At 72.5% G+C, this 16,124-nt stretch carries 15 protein-coding genes and 1 pseudogene; 9 read left to right on the top strand and 7 right to left on the bottom strand.

Going from position 1 to position 16,124, the window contains the following annotated elements; genetic code table 11:
• Positions 1–113: 113 nt before the first annotated feature.
• Together ku and QRY02_RS47515 are read right to left on the bottom strand one after the other, a co-directional pair.
• On the bottom strand, positions 114–995 hold the full coding sequence (gene ku, locus QRY02_RS47520; protein WP_285989239.1) for a non-homologous end joining protein Ku: 882 nt from the start codon (positions 993–995) through the stop codon (positions 114–116).
• Between the two features lie 52 nt (positions 996–1,047).
• Positions 1,048–1,410: a hypothetical protein gene (locus QRY02_RS47515; protein ID WP_103343707.1), complete on the bottom strand. Its 363-nt coding sequence runs from the start codon at positions 1,408–1,410 to the stop codon at positions 1,048–1,050.
• A gap of 121 nt (positions 1,411–1,531) precedes the next feature.
• On the opposite strand from QRY02_RS47515, the gene QRY02_RS47510 reads away from it, so the two are divergent.
• The 6 genes from QRY02_RS47510 to QRY02_RS47485 all read left to right on the top strand — a co-directional run bounded on the left by QRY02_RS47510 (position 1,532) and on the right by QRY02_RS47485 (position 7,565).
• Positions 1,532–2,119 (top strand): TetR/AcrR family transcriptional regulator, encoded by a 588-nt coding sequence (locus tag QRY02_RS47510; RefSeq protein ID WP_285989238.1) that lies wholly within the window; start codon positions 1,532–1,534, stop codon positions 2,117–2,119.
• Positions 2,120–2,142: 23 nt separating this feature from the next.
• Positions 2,143–2,895, top strand: coding sequence for a glucose 1-dehydrogenase (locus QRY02_RS47505; protein WP_285989237.1), 753 nt, complete (start codon positions 2,143–2,145; stop codon positions 2,893–2,895).
• Between the two features lie 712 nt (positions 2,896–3,607).
• Positions 3,608–4,912 carry a GGDEF domain-containing protein gene (locus tag QRY02_RS47500; RefSeq protein ID WP_285989236.1) on the top strand — a complete coding sequence of 435 codons (1,305 nt, stop codon included), beginning with the start codon at positions 3,608–3,610 and terminating at the stop codon, positions 4,910–4,912.
• Positions 4,913–4,979: 67 nt separating this feature from the next.
• Positions 4,980–5,582: a TetR/AcrR family transcriptional regulator gene (locus tag QRY02_RS47495; protein ID WP_285989235.1), complete on the top strand. Its 603-nt coding sequence runs from the start codon at positions 4,980–4,982 to the stop codon at positions 5,580–5,582.
• Positions 5,579–6,241, top strand: coding sequence for a VC0807 family protein (locus tag QRY02_RS47490; RefSeq protein ID WP_353068501.1), 663 nt, complete (start codon positions 5,579–5,581; stop codon positions 6,239–6,241). The genes QRY02_RS47495 and QRY02_RS47490 overlap by 4 nt, the downstream gene beginning before the upstream one ends.
• A complete protein-coding gene (locus tag QRY02_RS47485; RefSeq protein ID WP_285989233.1) occupies positions 6,234–7,565 on the top strand; it encodes an FAD-dependent oxidoreductase in 1,332 nt (443 codons plus the stop codon). The genes QRY02_RS47490 and QRY02_RS47485 overlap by 8 nt, the downstream gene beginning before the upstream one ends.
• A gap of 70 nt (positions 7,566–7,635) precedes the next feature.
• On the opposite strand, the pseudogene QRY02_RS47480 reads toward QRY02_RS47485, so the two are convergent.
• The 3 genes and pseudogenes from QRY02_RS47480 to QRY02_RS47470 all read right to left on the bottom strand — a co-directional run bounded on the left by QRY02_RS47480 (position 7,636) and on the right by QRY02_RS47470 (position 11,684).
• A pseudogene (locus tag QRY02_RS47480) lies at positions 7,636–9,950 on the bottom strand ([protein-PII] uridylyltransferase).
• Positions 9,951–9,960: 10 nt separating this feature from the next.
• Positions 9,961–10,299 carry a P-II family nitrogen regulator gene (locus QRY02_RS47475; RefSeq protein WP_013223833.1) on the bottom strand — a complete coding sequence of 113 codons (339 nt, stop codon included), beginning with the start codon at positions 10,297–10,299 and terminating at the stop codon, positions 9,961–9,963.
• Positions 10,296–11,684 (bottom strand): ammonium transporter, encoded by a 1,389-nt coding sequence (locus QRY02_RS47470; protein ID WP_285989232.1) that lies wholly within the window; start codon positions 11,682–11,684, stop codon positions 10,296–10,298. The genes QRY02_RS47475 and QRY02_RS47470 overlap by 4 nt, the downstream gene beginning before the upstream one ends.
• Positions 11,685–11,857: 173 nt before the next feature.
• Between QRY02_RS47470 and QRY02_RS47465 the strand changes: the two genes are divergently transcribed.
• Positions 11,858–12,706: a putative RNA methyltransferase gene (locus QRY02_RS47465; RefSeq protein ID WP_353068498.1), complete on the top strand. Its 849-nt coding sequence runs from the start codon at positions 11,858–11,860 to the stop codon at positions 12,704–12,706.
• Positions 12,707–12,724: 18 nt separating this feature from the next.
• A complete protein-coding gene (locus QRY02_RS47460; RefSeq protein ID WP_285989230.1) occupies positions 12,725–13,351 on the top strand; it encodes a (2Fe-2S)-binding protein in 627 nt (208 codons plus the stop codon).
• Here QRY02_RS47460 and QRY02_RS47455 read toward each other — a convergent pair.
• Positions 13,348–14,202 carry a sigma-70 family RNA polymerase sigma factor gene (locus tag QRY02_RS47455; RefSeq protein ID WP_285989229.1) on the bottom strand — a complete coding sequence of 285 codons (855 nt, stop codon included), beginning with the start codon at positions 14,200–14,202 and terminating at the stop codon, positions 13,348–13,350. The two genes, QRY02_RS47460 and QRY02_RS47455, sit on opposite strands and share 4 nt — an antisense overlap.
• Positions 14,203–14,285: 83 nt before the next feature.
• Complete coding sequence (locus QRY02_RS47450) at positions 14,286–15,194, bottom strand: LysR family transcriptional regulator (protein WP_285994114.1); 909 nt, start codon at positions 15,192–15,194, stop codon at positions 14,286–14,288.
• A 70-nt stretch (positions 15,195–15,264) separates the two neighbouring features.
• Between QRY02_RS47450 and QRY02_RS47445 the strand changes: the two genes are divergently transcribed.
• Positions 15,265–16,119 carry a Rossmann-fold NAD(P)-binding domain-containing protein gene (locus tag QRY02_RS47445; protein WP_285989228.1) on the top strand — a complete coding sequence of 285 codons (855 nt, stop codon included), beginning with the start codon at positions 15,265–15,267 and terminating at the stop codon, positions 16,117–16,119.
• Positions 16,120–16,124: the final 5 nt, after the last annotated feature.

The raw sequence follows: 16,124 nt of genomic DNA, 5'->3' as shown, positions 1-16,124 counted from the left end.
TCCGGACTTCCCCCCTCACCAGCGATCCGGTATCCGCTGGCAGAAGGAAGTCTGCCGCGCCGAGGGCGGCGGGTTCAGTGTGAGAACCCTCAATTACCCGTGGGTAGTAATACTCAGCCGGACGCCTTGGTGCGTCCCCGGCTGCGCGTCGCGGCTCGCTTCGCCGTCGTACGCGCCTTCGCGGCCCTCGAGGCCGCCGCCTTGGCCTTCACGACGGCCGCGTTGCGCTCGTCCTCCGCTTCGGCGGCGCTCTCCTGCAACGCCGCCAGCAGGCGGGTGACGCCTTCGGCCTGTTCGGCGGCCGTCGGCTGGACCACCTCGGCACCGTCGATCTTCGCTTGGACCAACGCTTGGAAGGCCTCGCGGTAACGGTCGGGGTACCGGGCGGGGTCGAACTCGCCGGTCAGCTCCTCGACCAGGTTCACCGCGCGCCGCAGCTCGCCGGGGCGGATGTCGACGTCGGCGTGCTGGAAGGGGAAGTCGGGGGTGCGCACCTCGTCCGGCCACCGCATCGTCTCCAGCATGATCACCTGGTCGCGCACGCGCAGCGCACCGAGCGTCTCGCGGCGGCGCAGCGCGACGCTGACCAGCGCGAGCCGGCCCGACTGCTGGAGCGCCTCGCTGAACAGCACGTACGGCTTCGTGCCCGCCGGCTCGGGTTCGAGGTAGTAGCTCTTCGCGAACCACAGCGGATCGACGTCGGGCACCGGCGCGAACCCGCGGATGGCGATCGTGCGGCCCGGCATCGGGAGCGACGCCAGCTCGTGGTCGGAGAGCAGGACGACGTCGCCGCCGGGGACCGGGTAGCCGCGGATCATCTCCTCGGGCGGCACCTCGGCGCCGTCGACCTCGCACACGCGCTTGACGCGGACGCGGCCGCCGTCGGTCTCGTGCACCTGGTGCAGCGGGATTTCCCGCTCCTCGGTGGCGCTGTACGCCTTCACCGGGATGGCGTAACTGCCGAAGCCGATCGTGCCCGTCCACACTGCGCGCATCCGTGCCACCTCCGCAGCTCCAGGCTAGACAGCGGCCCCGGCGGATCGACAGCTACAAACGGGTGTCAGGCGCGACGGATTCGCTCACACATTCGAATGACGGCGTGACCTCGTCGAGCGCCTCCGCCGAGCACCGGGAGGCGATGGCGGCCGCCCGGAGCACCTCGGTGACCACCTCGACGTCCAGTGGCGGCGCGGCGGCGAGGGCGGCCGAACCGCCTTCGACGCGGGCGGCGAGGCCGGCGAGCGCGTGGGAGATGGCTTCCTGGCCGGCGACCAGCTGGGCGACGACGTCGGTGAGCTCGGCCGTCGTAGCGCCCGGGCCACCGCAGCGCAGGCCGGCGGCGAGTTCCTCGGCGCAGGAGCGCAGGTGGGTGGCGACGACGGTCGGCGGCAGCGTCAGCCGATCCTGCATCGCTCACCCCCTCGGGCCGGTCGAAGCAGCCATAGTGCCACCGCACGCGGTGTCACCGGACGCGACACACCGCCAGTCGCATATTTGACCGATCGTTCTAGATACAGCTAGGGTTTCGATCATGTCCCGGGTCAAGGAGTTCGACGTCGGCGAAGCCTGCGACAGCGCCCTCACGCTCTTCCGGCGCCAGGGGTACGAGGCGACGTCCGTCAGTGACCTCGTCACGCACCTCGGCGTCGCCAAGGCCAGTCTGTACGCCACCTTCGGCACGAAGCACGACCTCTACGTCACGGCGCTGAAGCGCTACGCGGAACGAACCGACGCACGGGTGATGGCCCAGTTGTCGGAGCCGGGTTCCGGGGTGGCCGCGGTGCGCCGGCTGTTCGACGGCTACACAGCGGAAATCCTGGGCGACGACACGAGAATGGGCTGCTTCGTCGTCAACGCGGCGATCGAACTGCTCCCCCACGACCCCGAAGTCGCACGGCTGGTGGAACGCAGCTGGGACACGCTCGAGGTCGCGCTCACCATGGCGCTGGAGCGCGCGAAGGCCCAGGACGAACTCCCCGCCGGAAGCGACCCCGCGACGCTCGCACGTTTCCTCCTCACCGTGCTTCAGGGGTTGCGTGTCCTGGGCAAGGGCACCGATGCCGCAAGCCGGGTGCACGCGGCCGTCTCTCAGGCCATGCGCCTGCTCATTCAAGAATGATCGGACCAGAAAGAAGGCACACGATGGGGGCACGTTTCGCGGGCAAGGTCGTCCTGGTGACGGGCGGCGGCTCGGGCATCGGACGGGCGACGGCGCGGGCGTTCGCGGACGAAGGCGCGACGGTGGTCGTCGCCGGGCGCGACAGGCAGCGGCTCGATGCGGCCGTGCAGGAAATCGGCGGTGACGCGAGTGCGGTGACCGTCGACGTGACCGACTCCGCGGACGTGGCGCGGATGGTGGAGACGGTCGTCGCGCGGCACGGCGGGCTGGACGTCGCGTTCAACAACGCGGGCATCCTCGGGTCGCCGGCGGCGGCCGCGGACCTCGGCGAGGACGACTTCGGTGCGGTGATGGGCACGAACGTCACCGGGACGTGGCTGTGCTTGAAGCACGAGGTCGCGCACATGCGGGCGCACGGCGGCGGCGCGATCGTCAACATGGCGTCGAACATCGGCGCGCACGGCAGGCTGCCGAACATGGCGGCCTACGCGGCGTCGAAGGCCGCGGTGAGCGCGCTGACCAGGACGGCGGCGCGCGACCACATCGCCGACGGCGTCCGCATCAACGCCGTCAGCCCGGGCGCGACCGACACGGACATGTCCCGGCGCCCCGGCGAGACGGACGCCGGCCGCGCCGAGCGGTTGAAGAACGCGATTCCGCTGGGCCGGGTGGGTGCCACCGCCGAAGTGGCCGCCGCGGTGTTGTGGCTGGCTTCGGACGAAGCCGCGTTCACCGTGGGGCACGACCTGGTGGTCGACGGCGGCGCGACCGCCTGAGCGGTCCCACCCCGGCCCGCGGATGCGGGTTGGCCGGATCCTCCTCCGGCGGGAATTCACGACTCACGGTTGCGCATGGTGACGATTCCTCTCTGGGGTGGGAACGGACGGGGTGCACGGCTGGGGTCAGGACTCGCGGTTGCGCACGGGGCTTCTCCTTCGGGCGTGTGGTCGGCCGGGTGGGCGTCGGTTCAGGACTCGCGGTTGCGCACAGCAGCTCTCCTCTCGGGCACGGGCGAACAGGGGCACGGAAGCTCAGGACTCGCGGTTACGCACGACAGCCCTCCTCTCGGACACAGGCGAACAGAGGTCACGGCGACTCAGGACTCGCGGTTACGCACAGCAGCTCTCCTCTCGGCACGGCAAACAGCAGTCACAGCGGCTCAGGACTCGCGATTACGCACGACAGCCCTCCTCTCGGCACGTGGTGGCGGACAGCGCAGCCTCACGACTCGCGATTACGCACGACAGCACTCCTCTCAGCACGGCAAACAGCAGTCACAGCGGCTCAGGACTCGCGATTACGCACGACTGCCTCCCTCCGGCGGTTCGGGCGGGCTTCGGGACGCGGAGGCTCAGGATTCGCGGTTGCGCATGACGGCGGCCTCCCTTCGCTGCTCCGAACGTGTGGCAATCATCGATCGCGGGCGCCCGGTGTGGTGGGGTGGATGCGGATCGTCGGATCACCCAGGGGAGTTGCACCGCCTTGAGTATGGACGGCGCCCGTCCGGCCCAACCCCGCGCGGGACGGATCCGTGGGGCGCTGAACCCTGCTCACTGGACCCTCTGGCGGCAGCGCGGGTCACTGGTCTTCTACTGCTTCCTCGTCGAGTCCGTGGCGCTCGCCGCCACCGTTCTGGCCGCCGTCGGCGTGCCCGCGCGCGGGTGGGACCTGGTCGTCTTGGCCGTTCTCTCCTGCCTCGGCGTTCTGCAGGCCGAGCTGGGGCGGAAGATCGAACGCGTCCGGCGGCTGGTGTCCGACACCCCGCACATCAACCTGACGTCGGTCTGGACGTTCGCCGGCGTGCTGCTCCTGCCGCCCGCGTTCGTCACGGCGCTGATCGCCGTCCTGTACCTGCACCTCGCGACGCGCAGCCTCGCGCGGATGAAGCGCGTGCCGCCGTTCCGGATGACGCTGAACGCGACACTGGTCGTCATCACCTGCTACTCGGCCGAGCTCGTCCTGGGCCGCCTCGGCGTCCCGGACATGTACGCCGCGCTGACGGCGGGCTGGCGCGGCGTCACCGCCATCACGCTGGCCGCGGTGACGTACTTCCTGGTCTCGGCGATCACCATCGTCCCGGCGCTGACGATCACCAAACGCACGGTCAAGGCGTTCTTCGGCGGCCTCGGCGACAACCTCCTCGAGGTCGCGACGCTCTGCCTGGGCCTGCTCACGGCGTTGACGCTGGCGACACTGCCCGCGCTCGCCGTCGCGATCGTGCCGCCGCTGCTGGTGCTGCACCGGGCCGTGCTCATCAAGCAGCTGGAGATCGCCGCGACGACCGACGAGAAGACCGGCCTGTTCAACACGACCGGGTGGCACCTGCTCGCTTCACGCGAACTGGCCCGGGCCCAGCGCAGCAAGCGCAGCACGTTCGGCGTGCTGATGATCGACCTGGACTACTTCAAGCTGATCAACGACGAGCACGGGCACCTCGCGGGCGACACCGTGCTGCGCGCCGTCGCGGCGACGATCAAGAGCGCCGTCCGCGACTACGACTCGGTCGGCCGCTTCGGCGGCGAGGAGTTCGTCGTCCTGCTGCCCGACATCGGGCCGGCGGCCGTGCTCGCGGTGGCCGAGCGCATCCGCTCGGCGATCGAATCCCTGCGGGTCGAGTACGAGGACGGCAGCCACATCCGCGCGATCGGCGGCCTGTCCGCCTCCATCGGCGTCGCGACCTACCCGGACGGCGGCACGGCCGTCGACCGGCTGCTGCAGGCCGCCGACAAGGCCCTGTACCGGGCCAAGGACGCCGGCCGCAACCAGGTCGTCGAAGGCACCGCGTCCGCCTGACCCACCGCAAAAACCGGCTCTGACCAGGCAACTTGTCAGATTTGCTCGACTGAGCTAAATTTTGCTCATGCGAGCAAGAACGTTCACCGAGTCCGGCCGGCGGGCCCAGATCGTGCGGGCCGCGATCGCCGTGATCGCCGAAGCCGGCTACCTCAAGGCGTCGTTCAGCCGGATCGCGAAGCACGCCGGCCTGTCGAGCACCGGCATGATCAGCTACCACTTCGCGGGCAAGGAAGACCTGCTCAAGGCGTGCGTCACCGAGATCGAAGAGATCACCGGGGCGTTCATGCAGCCGCGCATCGACGCCGCCGTCGGGCACGTCGCGCAGCTGCGTGCCTACGTCGAGGCGAACGTCGACCTCGTCGGCGAGCACCCCACCGAGGTCCGCGCGCTGATCGACCTGGTCAAGAACGCCGGCTCGCAGAGTGACGCCGTCAACGGGCGGCTCGCGCTGTTCGAAGAGCACTTCCGCACCGGGCAGGCGGCCGGCGCCTTCGGCGCCTTCGACGCCCGGACCGCGGCGCTGTCCTTCACCGCCGGGCTCGATGCCGTCGTCGCCACCGCGGCGGCGAACGTGCCCGAACCCGCCGAGCTCGCGCGCATCGGCCGTGAGCTCGCCGACCTGTACGTGCGGGCGACCGCACCCGAATCCGCTGGGGGATCCGCATGATGATCGAGCAGAAGACCGAACCCGACGCCGGCCTGCGCCGGGTCGTCCGCGCCAACGTGCGGAACGTGGTGTTCGAAGTGATCGTGCCGATGGCGCTGTTCTACGGCCTGCGCGCCGCGGGGGTGAGCCAGTGGTGGGCGCTGATGGCGGGCGTTCTGGTGGCCGCGCCGTACGTGCTCTGGACCATCGCCCGCAACCGGAAGGTCGACCTCGTCGCCCTGGTCACGCTGAGCGTGCTGGTGCTGTCGGTTGTGCTCGGCCTGCTGTCGGACGACCCGCGCACGCTGGTGATCCGGGAAGGCTGGACAGCGGCGCTGGGCGGCCTGTTCGGTGCGTGGATGCTGGTGACGGTCTTCGTCGGCCGCCCGGCGCAGCTGACGCTCGGCCGCACGATCGCCGAAGTCAAGCGCGGCGCCGAAGGAGCGGACGCGTGGGCGGCTCGCTGGGACACCGACGCCCGGTTCCGGCGCGGCCTGCGGATCAACACGGCTGCCTGGGGCACGGTGCTGCTGGTCAGCGCGGTGGTGCACGTCGTGCTCGTCTACACGCTGCCGATCGACCTCATCGCGCTGGTCACCAACGTGACCTGGTTCGGCGCGCTGGCCCTGCTGATCGCCTGGCACGTCTGGTACCTCCGCAAGGAGAACCTCGATGCCTGACGTCCTGGTCGCGGGCGCGGGCCCGACCGGCCTGCTGACGGCGTTCGAGCTGGAGCGCGCCGGCGTCGACGTCCTGGTCCTCGAGCGCGACGCCGAGCGCGCCACGCAGTCGAAAGCGCTGGGCCTGCAGCCCCGGTCGGTCGAGGTGCTGGCCGACCGCGGCCTGCTCGCCGCGATCGAGCCGCACGTGCGGGCGAAGCTGCCCGCCGGGCACTTCTCCGGCGTCCCGATCGACTACACCGACCTGCCGACGTGCTTCCCGTACCAGCTCGGCGTGGAACAAGCCCACGTCGCGGCGGCGATCGAGGCGCGGCTGCGCACGCCGGTGCTGCGCGACGCGGCCGTCACCGCCGTGGCGCAGGACGACGACGGCGTCACGGTCACCGCGGGCGGGCGCGAGCACCGGGCCGGCTGGCTGGTCGCCGCCGACGGCGGGCACAGCACGGTCCGGACGCTCATGGGCGCCGCGTTCCCCGGCCGTTCGGCCCGGATTTCGCTGGTCGTCGCGGACATCACCCTCGCCGCCAAGCCCACCGGACTCGCGGAGGACTGGCAGCTGCCGTCCTCGGGGTCGGGCTACCTGCTGCCGCTGTCCGGCGGTCGCTACCGCACGATCGTCTTCGGCGAGGAGCAGCAACGCCTCGACCGCGACGCGGCGGTCACCGCCGGCGAAGTGCAGCGCGCGCTGACCGCCGCGCACGGATCCGGGGTCGTCGTCGGAGAAGTGCTGTGGGCGTCGCGGTTCGGCGACGCGTCCCGGCAGCTGGAGCGGTACCGCCACGGCCGGGTGCTGTTCGCGGGCGACGCCGCGCACATCCACCTCCCGGTCGGCGGCCAGGGGCTCAACCTGGGCCTGCAGGACGCGGTGAACCTGGGCTGGAAGCTGGCCGCCACCGTCCACGGCACGGCACCGGACGGCCTGCTCGACAGCTACCACGACGAGCGTCACCCGATCGCGGCCCGCGTGCTGGTCAGTACGCGCGCCCAGGCGGTCCTCGGCGTCCCCGACCCGGACGCGGTGGCGGTCCGGGCGGTGGTCACGGAGCTGCTGGCCGTGCCCGAGGCGCGCCGGGCGGTCGCCGCGGAGCTGTCGGGCATCGGGGTGACGTACCCGGGGATCACCGGCCGCGCGACCGACGTCCCGGCCAGCCCGGACGGCCGCGCGGTCCTGGTCGGCGCCACCGTGCCGGCGGGGTGGGCCGGGCGGGTCGAGGGCCGCGAGGGGGCGGCACCTCGGCTCGTCCGGCCCGACGGGTACGTCGCGTGGGACGGCGGGCCAGGACTGGACGAAGCACTCCGCCGCTGGCTCGGCGCCCCCGCCTGAAGGCCGCGCCGGGTGCGCCGCGAAGGTGCTCACCCTCGCCGCGCATCCGGCGTCGGCTCCCCCGCCGCCGCTAGGAAGCCGCGGCCAGGACCGCCTGTTCCACTTCACGCCGCCAGCCCGGCTCGATGCGCCCGCTCCGGGGGGTCACCGCGAACGAGTCCACCACCGCGCCACCCAGCGTCGACGCCTTCGCCCAGCGGACCTCCGCGTCGCACCGGCGCAAGGCGCCCGCCACCCGGAACAGCAGGCCGATCCGGTCGGCCGCGCGCAGCTCCAGGACCACCGTGTCCGGGCCCGTCGTCTCGTCGTCGAACCAGACCACCTTCGGCGCGACCGGGGCCTCGGCCGGTACGCCGTAGTCGCGTTCCTTCGCGGCCAGCCGCTGGGTCAGCGGCAGCGTGCCCGCCACCGCGCGGGCGAACTGCTCCCGCAGCAGCGTCGCGTCCGGCAACGACCCGAACTTTGGGGACGCCGTGAACACGCCCGCCCGGCCGCCGTCGTGACCGCGCAGGACCGCCGAATGGACCTCGAGGGAATTCAGGGCCAGCACGCCGGCCGCCGGGGCCAGGAGCTCCGCCCGGGCCGGGACCGCCAGCACGACCGTGACCACCTTGCCGTGCGAGCTGATCCGGATCTCGCCCGTCCCCGACGCCACGGCCGCCGCGACGAGCTCGCGCTGTTCGTCGTCCATCGGTTCCGGGGCCGTGAACCCCGTGCCGTGCAACACTTCTTCGCAGCCCGACGCCAGCTCCGCCAGCAGGCGCGCCTTCCAGTCCGTCCAGACTCCCGGGCCGGTGGCCAGCGAGTCGGCCCGGGTCAGCGCGTGCAGCAGCTCGACCAGGACGAGGTCGCTGTCCAGGGTCTTGACCACCCGCGCCACCGTGGCCGGTTCGCTGATGTCGCGCCGCGTCGCCGTGTGCGGCAGCAGGAGGTGGTGGCGGACCATCGCCGACACCGTCGCCGCGTCGGCCGGGGTGAGCCCCAGCCGGGTCGCGACCTGCAGGGAGATCTTGGCGCCCAGCTCCGAGTGGTCGGCTTCGCGGCCCTTCCCGATGTCGTGCAGCAGCGCGCCGATCAGCAGCAGGTCGGGGCGCGACACCGTGGTGGTCAGCTTGGCCGCCTCGACGCAGGTGCGGATCAGGTGCCGGTCGACCGTCCACTGGTGCACCGGCGAGCGCGGCGGCAGGTCGCGGACCGCGCCCCACTCCGGGAACAGCCGGGACCACAATCCGGTGCGGTCGAGCGATTCGACCGCGTCGACCAGGCCCTCCCCGCACCCAGCAGCTCGACCAGCGCGTTCAGCGCCTCGGCCGGCCACGGGGTCCGCAGCTCCGGTGCGGACTCAGCCAGTGCCTTGAGCGTGCCGAGCGCGATCGGCTTGCCCGTGCGCGCCGACGCCGCGGCGACCCGCAGCAGCAGCGCCGGGTCCTTCGCCGGGACGGCGTCGCGGGCCAGCGCCACCTCGTTGCCGTGCAGCACCACGTTTTCGGCGAGCGGCGTCCGGGCCGGGCGCCGTCCGAAGCGCGTCTTCGGCGGCTCCACAGTGGACCGGAGGGCGACGTCGAGCGCGTACGCGATCGTGCGGCCCGCCCCGGAAAGCTTGCGGGCCAGCGTGAACCGGTCCCCGAAGCCGAGTTCGGCGGCGACCAGTTCGGCCTCCGGCGCGGACAGGACGTCCCGTTCGCGCCGGATTTCGCGCCGCAGCTCGGTGCGGACGTCGAGCAGGAGCCCCTTCGCTTCCAGGAGTTCCTCGCCCGGACGCGCGGTGAGCTGCGCCGCGGCGAGGGCTTCCAGGACGGCGAAGTCCCGCAGGCCACCCCGGCCGTGCTTGAGGTCCGGTTCGGCGGACTGCGCGATTTCGCCGCTTCGGGCCCAGCGTTGCCGGACCGACGCCGTCATGTCCGGGATCTGCTTGCGCGCCGTGCGGCGCCACTGGTCCCGCGCCGCGGACACCAGGCGGCCGCTCAGCTCGGCGTCCCCGGCGAGGTGCCGGGCGTCGAGCAGGCCCATGGCCACGCGAAGGTCCTCCGAAGCGACCTTCAGCGCCTCACCGGGTGTCCGGACCGAGTGGTCGAGCCCGATCTTCGCGTCCCACAAGGGATACCAGAGCGCGTCCGCGATCTCGCCGACGCCGCTGTTGCCGTTGTGCACCAGCAGCAGGTCGAGATCGGAGAACGGCACCAGTTCCCGGCGGCCGAGCCCGCCCACGGCGACCAGCGCGACACCCGGTTCCGCGGTGTCGACGCCGGCCGCCGAGGCTCCCCTGCCCAGCCAGAACTCGTAGAGGTCGACCAGGGCCGCCCGCAGTGCGGACGCCCCCAGCCTCCCGTGCCTGCCCTCGAGCAAACGCTCGGTGGCCTTGACCAGTTCGCCCCCGTCGGCCATCCCAGACGCCTTATAGAGCGTCCGTGCCGCGCTCGCCGGTGCGTACCCGGATGACGGTCTCCACGGGCGTCACCCACACCTTGCCGTCACCGATCTTGCCGGTGTGCGCGGCCGTGGTGATGGCCTCCAGGACCTTCTCCACGTTGGTGTCGTCCGTGACGACCTCGACCTTCAGCTTGGCCACGAAGTCCACCGAGTACTCCGCGCCGCGGTAGACCTCGGTGTGGCCCTTCTGCCGCCCGTAGCCCTGCACCTCGCTGACCGTCATGCCCAGCACGCCCAGCTGTTCCAGCGCGGAGCGGACGTCGTCGAGCGTGAACGGCTTCACAATCGCCGTGATGAGCTTCATGCCTTGCTCTCCTCGAGTTTCGCGTTGCCGGTGGCGGACTTGACCGGGAAGGTCGTCGGCTGGCCGATGCCGCCGCTCGACCCGGTGAAGTCGTACGCGCTCTCCGCGTGCTGGGCCTCGTCGATGCCGGTGATCTCGTCCTCGGTGCTGACGCGGAAGCCGCCGGCCTTCTTGATCGCGAAGCCGATGATGAAGGAAAGCACGAACGAGTACGCGAGCACCGCACCGGCGGCCGCGGCCTGGCGGCCCAGCTGGGTGAACCCGCCGCCGTAGAACAGGCCGTCCGCACCGAGCGCGTTGACGCTGGTGGTGCCGAAGAAGCCGATCAGCAGCGTGCCGACGATACCGCCGACCAGGTGGACGCCCACGACGTCGAGCGAGTCGTCGAAGCCGAACTTGAACTTGAGCGAGATGGCGAGCGCGCAGACCGCACCGGCGATGAGGCCGATCGCGATGGCCCCGAGCGGGCTCACGAAACCACACGCCGGGGTGACGGCGACCAGGCCGGCGACCGCGCCGGAGGCCGCGCCGAGGGTGGTGGGCTTGCCGAACTTGATCTGCTCGATGAGCAGCCAGCCGAGGACGGCGGCGGCGGTGGCGACGGTGGTGTTGGTGAACGCGACGGCGGCGAGGTCGTTGGCGGCCAGCGCCGAACCGGCGTTGAAGCCGTACCAGCCGAACCACAGCAGCGAGGCACCGAGGAGCACGAACGGCACGTTGTGCGGGCGGCCGGTGTCCTTCGGCCAGCCCTTGCGCTTGCCGAGCACGATGGCCAGCGCCAGGCCCGCGGCACCGGCGTTGATGTGGACCGCGGTACCACCGGCGAAGTCGAGTGCCTTGAGGTTGTTGGCGATCCAGCCGCCGACGGCGTTCTCGCCGATGAAGCCGTTGAACGAGAACACCCAGTGCGCGACCGGGAAGTACACGACCGTCACCCAGACGACGACGAACAGCGTCCAGCCCCAGAACTTCGCGCGGTCGGCGATGGCGCCGGAGATCAGCGCGGGGGTGATGATCGCGAACATCAGCTGGAACATCACGAAGGCGAGGACGGGCAGGCCGTCCGAGCCGGGCCAGGCGACCGCCGGCGAGGTGTCGGTGGCGGCGACCGCGAAGCCGGCGACCTTCCCGAAGGTGTTTTCGAGGCCGGCGAAGTGGAAGTTACCGAGGAAACCTCCGAAGGCGTCGTCGCCGAAGGACATCGAGAAGCCGTACAGGGCCCACAGCACCCCCACGACGGCCAGCGCGATGAAGTTCATCATCAGCATGTTCAGGACGCTCTTCGCGCGGACCATGCCGCCATAGAAGAACGCCAGTCCTGGGGTCATGAGCATGACCAGCGCGGCGCTGGCCAATACCCATGCGGTGTCTCCTGCGTTCAGCACATCGTCCTCCCGTGCCCTGGGTTGGTGCGATGGCAGTTTTGGCGCGCGGTGTTTCACGGGGCGGCTCGCGAGGTTTCACCCGCGTGAACTGTCCGCGCCCGGTTGTTACGGCCAGGTTTCCCAGAACCCCCGCTCGAGTGTCCGGTTGCGAAACGTCGTGGTCGAATACCCCCATGACACCGGCCGACCACGGGAATGACCCACTGCCACCCCCGGTCGTCGCCGCACTGCGGTGTTCGGTGTGCGGCGACCCGATCGGCCCAGCGAGACGCACGCTGCGTTGCGGGAACCGCCACTCTTTCGATCTAGCACGCCAGGGTTACGTGAACCTGTTGCACGCGCGAATCCCGGCCGGGACGGCGGACACCGCGCCGATGGTCGCGGCCCGCGCGGACTTCCTCGCGTCGGGCGCCTACGAGCCATTGGCGGACGAGCTGGCCCGCGTCTGCGCGGAGGCCGACGGCCTGGTCGTCGACGCCGGTGCGGGCACGGGGTACTACCTCGCGCGGGTACTGGAGGCGTCGGAGGCGTTCGGCCTCGCGCTGGACGTCTCGGCGGTCGCGCTGCGGCGGGCGGCGCGGGCCCACCCGCGGCTGGGCGCGGCGGTGTGGAACCTCTGGGAGCCGTGGCCGGTGGGCGACGGCGTGGCGTCGGTCGTGTTGAACGTGTTCGCGCCGCGCAACGGGCCGGAGTTCCACCGCGTGCTGAGGCCCGGCGGTCTCCTGGTCGTCGCGGCCCCGGCCCCGGACCACCTCCGCGAGCTGGGCGACCTGGTCCTGGCCGTCGACGAGCGCAAGGACGAGCGCCTGGACGCCACCCTCGGCGAGTACTTCACGCGCACGGACCGCACCGAGGTCCGGCGCGCGGTGGAGCTGACGCCGCGGCAGGTCCGCCAGGCGGTCGAGATGGGTCCCGCCGCGTTCCACCTGGACCGCGACGGGCGCCGGGAGCGGCTCGACGCGCTTCACGAGCCGCGGATCGTCACGGTGTCGTTCACGGTCTCGGCGTACCGGCGGCGGTGAGTCTGGAAGGGTGAAGGGGTGAAGCCCGACTGGACCGCGTCCGCGACCCGGCTCGCGGACGCGGAGTGGGTGCGGGCCCGCATCGGCGGCGCGGCGAAGCTGTACGGCTGCGCGCGGCCGGAGGTGCTGGGGACGATCTGGTGGTACTCGCTGTCGTCGGTGCTGGTCGGGCCGGCGGTGGACGGCCTGGTGGCCGGGACGCCGGTCGATCCCTCACTGGACGCCGTGGAGCTCGACCTCGTCGCCGACGGGCGGTTCCTCGGCGCCCGGTCCACCCGTCCGCTCGACGGCGGCCTCCCCGAGCTCGGCGCCGCCCTGTCCGGCGCCCTCGGCACCGCGATCACCACCATCGCCGCCGTCAGCGGGGCCAGGGAACGCGCGCTCGGCGCGATCGCCACCGACTCGATCGGCAACCGGCTGCTGTGGACGTCCGATCCGGAGCGCGCGATGACCCTCGCCGAACCGCTGGTGGAAGCGATCGACCTGGGCCTGCCGAAGCCGCGTTTCGTCCGCGTGGGCCGCACACCGGCCGTACGGCGGGCTTCCTGCTGCCTGATCTACGAAGTCGGCAACCCGAAGTGCGTGAGCTGCCCGCGTCAGACGCCCGAAGAGCGCGAAGCACGCCTTCGCGCTGCCTTGGGTTAGAGAACCGCCAGCTCCAACGCGGCGAGCCGGTCCGGGTCGGCGATGACGTCGATGGCCGTGATGCGGTCGTCGTCGACGCGGAACGCCAGGACCACCGCCAGCCGCCCGTCACGCACCATGAGGAGCCCGGGAGCGCCGTCGACCAGGGCGAGTTCGCTGGCGCGGGCCCGTTCGGACGCCAGGATCGCGCCGCGGCGCACGCTCTCGACGCCGCGCAGCACGATCGGCGCCGGGCTGGGACCGGCGAACCGGTCGGCGTGCAGCACCACGTCCGGGTCGAGCAGGGCCAGCAGTGCCTCGAAGTCGCCGCCGCGGGAGGCAGCCAGGAAGGCTTCGACGACCTTGCGCCGCCGGGGCAGGTCCGCGTCCGGCGCCTCGCCGCCCTTCACCCGGCGGCGGGCGCGGCTGGCGAGCTGCCGGGTCGCGGCCGGGGTCTTGCCGATCACCGGGGCGATCTCGTCGAAGGGCACGGCGAACATGTCGTGCAGCACGAACGCGACGCGTTCGGCCGGGCCCAGCGTGTCGAGCACCACCAGCAGGGCCAGCCCGACCGTGTCGGCCAGCTCCGCCTCCTGCCCGGGGTCGCGGCGGTCGTCGTCCCGCTCGGGCTGGCCGTCCAGGGGCTCCTCGCGGTGGTTGCGGCGCGTGCGCAGCAGCGACAAGCAGACCCGGGCGACCACGGTGGTCAGCCAGGCCGGGATGTTGTCGATCTCGCGCGCGTCGGTGCGGTGGAACCGCAGCCACGCCTCCTGGACGGCGTCGTCGGCTTCGGCCGCCGAACCCAGCATCCGGTAGGCGACCGCCCGCAGCCGCGGCCGCTCCTGCTCGAACCGCTCGGTCAGCGTGTCCACCGTGTCCCGTTCCTTCCGCCCGCCGTTCGTAGCAGTAGACCCCGCGGCGGGGCCCGATGTGACCGGAACGGGCGTGATCTGGATCATTCGGCGGCCGTGCGACGCAGCACCTCGGCCAGCAACGCCGCGGGCTCGGACACCGGACCCGGGAGCCGGGCCAGCACCACTCGCCGCCGCTCCGCCGGACCGCCGCGCACCTCCAGGACCCGCACCCCCGGCGGCACGGCCTCGGCCAGCGAAGCGGGCAGCGTCGTCAGCCCGCAGCCCGCGGCGACCAGGTTCAGCTTGGCCAGCCAGTCACGGGCGGTGTGCGCGATCTCGGGCCGCTCGTCCAGCCCCGGCCACACCCCCATCAGCGTCTCCTCCCTCGACGGCGGCCCGGCGATCCAGCGCTGCCCGCGCAGGTCCGCGACGTCGACCGGGCCGGCCCCGGCCAGCGGGTGGCCGGCGGGCACCGCGAGGCGGAGGCTGCGCTCGGCGAGCGTCTCCAGGCGCAACGCCGGCGTCTCGGCGTCGGGCGGGCGGAACGGCGGGACCGAGCCGAGCACGGCCAGGTCGACAGTCCCCGCGCGCAGCGCCCGGACGAGGACGGGGGTGGTGCCCTCCCGGGTGACGACGGTGACGGCCGGGTGCGTGCGCCGCAGTTCGGCGACGGCGCGGGGCACCAGCACCGCGCCCGCGCTGGGGAACCAGCCCAGGCGCACCGTGCCGGCGTCGGCGGGCAGCCCGGCCAGTTCGCGACCGGCCGCGTCGATCTCGTCGAGCACCGCGATCGCCCGGCGCAGCACGACGGTCCCGGCGGTGGTGAGGCGGACGCCGCCGGGCCGCCGCTCCAGCACGGGCGTGCGGGCCACCCGTTCGAGGGAGGCGATCTGCCGCGACACCGCGGACTGCGTGTAGCCCAGTGCCGCCGCGGCCGCGGTGAGCGTGCCACGTTCGGCGACCTCGCGGAACACGCGGAGGGCCACCAGGGAGACGTCGCCGAAGTCCATGACGTTCACGCATACCAGGGTTGCCGGATTCTCGCTTTTCGCATGAGCCCGGTCGGCTTAGCGTGCCGGTATGACACGCATCGCCGTCGTGACCGGGGCCAACCAGGGCCTCGGCTTCGCGCTCGTCCGCGGCCTCGCCGCCCGCCTCGCTCCCGAAGACCTCGTCCTGCTGACCGGCCGCGACGCCGGCCGGGTGGCCTCGGCCGCCTCCGCCGTCGCCGCCGATCCGGCGACGCGCAGCCGGGTCGAGGGCCGCGTTCTCGACGTCTCCGACGCCGGCGCCGTCGCCCGCTTCGCCGGGGAGCCCGTCGACATCGTGCTTTCGAACGCCGTCGGCCCGCTCGACCCGGGCCGCCCGCAGGCCGAGCAGGCCGACGTCTTCCTCGACGTCGCGAACGGCGGCACCCACGCGGTGCTGCGGTCGTTCGGGCCGGTCCTGCGGCCGGGCGGACGGCTGCTCGTCGTGGCCAGCTCGCTGGGCACCCTCGGCCACCTGCCCGAGCCGCTGCGGCCGCGCTTCGACGGCGTCTCGCTGGACGACGTCGAGAAGGCGGTCGAGGACTGGCGCGCGGCGATCCACGACGGCACGGCCCGGGCGGCGGGCTGGCCGGACTGGATCAACGTGCCGTCGAAGGTCGCCCAGGTCGCGGCGGTCCGCGCGGTGGCGGCCGAACGCCGGGACGCCGACCTGGCGGACGGCACCCTGGTGGCCGCGGTCTGCCCGGGCCTGGTGGACACGCGGGCGTCCCGGCCGTGGTTCAGCGACTTCAGCGGGGCCCAGACCCCGGACGAGGCGGCCCGGGCGGTGCTGGACCTGGTGTTCGCCGACGTCGACCCGGCGACCTACGGCGAGCTGGTCCGGTTCGGGCGGGTGCTGCCGTGGCGGGGTGGCAGCCCGCGCCGGCACGAAGAGCTGATCGGCTGACCCCG

It is taken from the genome of Amycolatopsis sp. DG1A-15b (genome assembly GCF_030285645.1).
In the GTDB taxonomy this organism is placed as follows: Bacteria; Actinomycetota; Actinomycetes; order Mycobacteriales; family Pseudonocardiaceae; genus Amycolatopsis.
Note: the sequence above shows the minus strand (reverse complement) of the source record. Positions and strands in the feature narration are given on the sequence as shown.

Coding starts and splice junctions, on each gene's coding strand:
- ku (WP_285989239.1), bottom strand. CDS start 995: ATGCGCGCAGTGTGGACGGGCACGATCGGCTTCGGCAGTTACGCCATC.
- QRY02_RS47515 (WP_103343707.1), bottom strand. CDS start 1,410: ATGCAGGATCGGCTGACGCTGCCGCCGACCGTCGTCGCCACCCACCTG.
- QRY02_RS47510 (WP_285989238.1), top strand. CDS start 1,532: ATGTCCCGGGTCAAGGAGTTCGACGTCGGCGAAGCCTGCGACAGCGCC.
- QRY02_RS47505 (WP_285989237.1), top strand. CDS start 2,143: ATGGGGGCACGTTTCGCGGGCAAGGTCGTCCTGGTGACGGGCGGCGGC.
- QRY02_RS47500 (WP_285989236.1), top strand. CDS start 3,608: ATGGACGGCGCCCGTCCGGCCCAACCCCGCGCGGGACGGATCCGTGGG.
- QRY02_RS47495 (WP_285989235.1), top strand. CDS start 4,980: ATGCGAGCAAGAACGTTCACCGAGTCCGGCCGGCGGGCCCAGATCGTG.
- QRY02_RS47490 (WP_353068501.1), top strand. CDS start 5,579: ATGATGATCGAGCAGAAGACCGAACCCGACGCCGGCCTGCGCCGGGTC.
- QRY02_RS47485 (WP_285989233.1), top strand. CDS start 6,234: ATGCCTGACGTCCTGGTCGCGGGCGCGGGCCCGACCGGCCTGCTGACG.
- QRY02_RS47475 (WP_013223833.1), bottom strand. CDS start 10,299: ATGAAGCTCATCACGGCGATTGTGAAGCCGTTCACGCTCGACGACGTC.
- QRY02_RS47465 (WP_353068498.1), top strand. CDS start 11,858: ATGACACCGGCCGACCACGGGAATGACCCACTGCCACCCCCGGTCGTC.
- QRY02_RS47450 (WP_285994114.1), bottom strand. CDS start 15,194: ATGGACTTCGGCGACGTCTCCCTGGTGGCCCTCCGCGTGTTCCGCGAG.
- QRY02_RS47445 (WP_285989228.1), top strand. CDS start 15,265: ATGACACGCATCGCCGTCGTGACCGGGGCCAACCAGGGCCTCGGCTTC.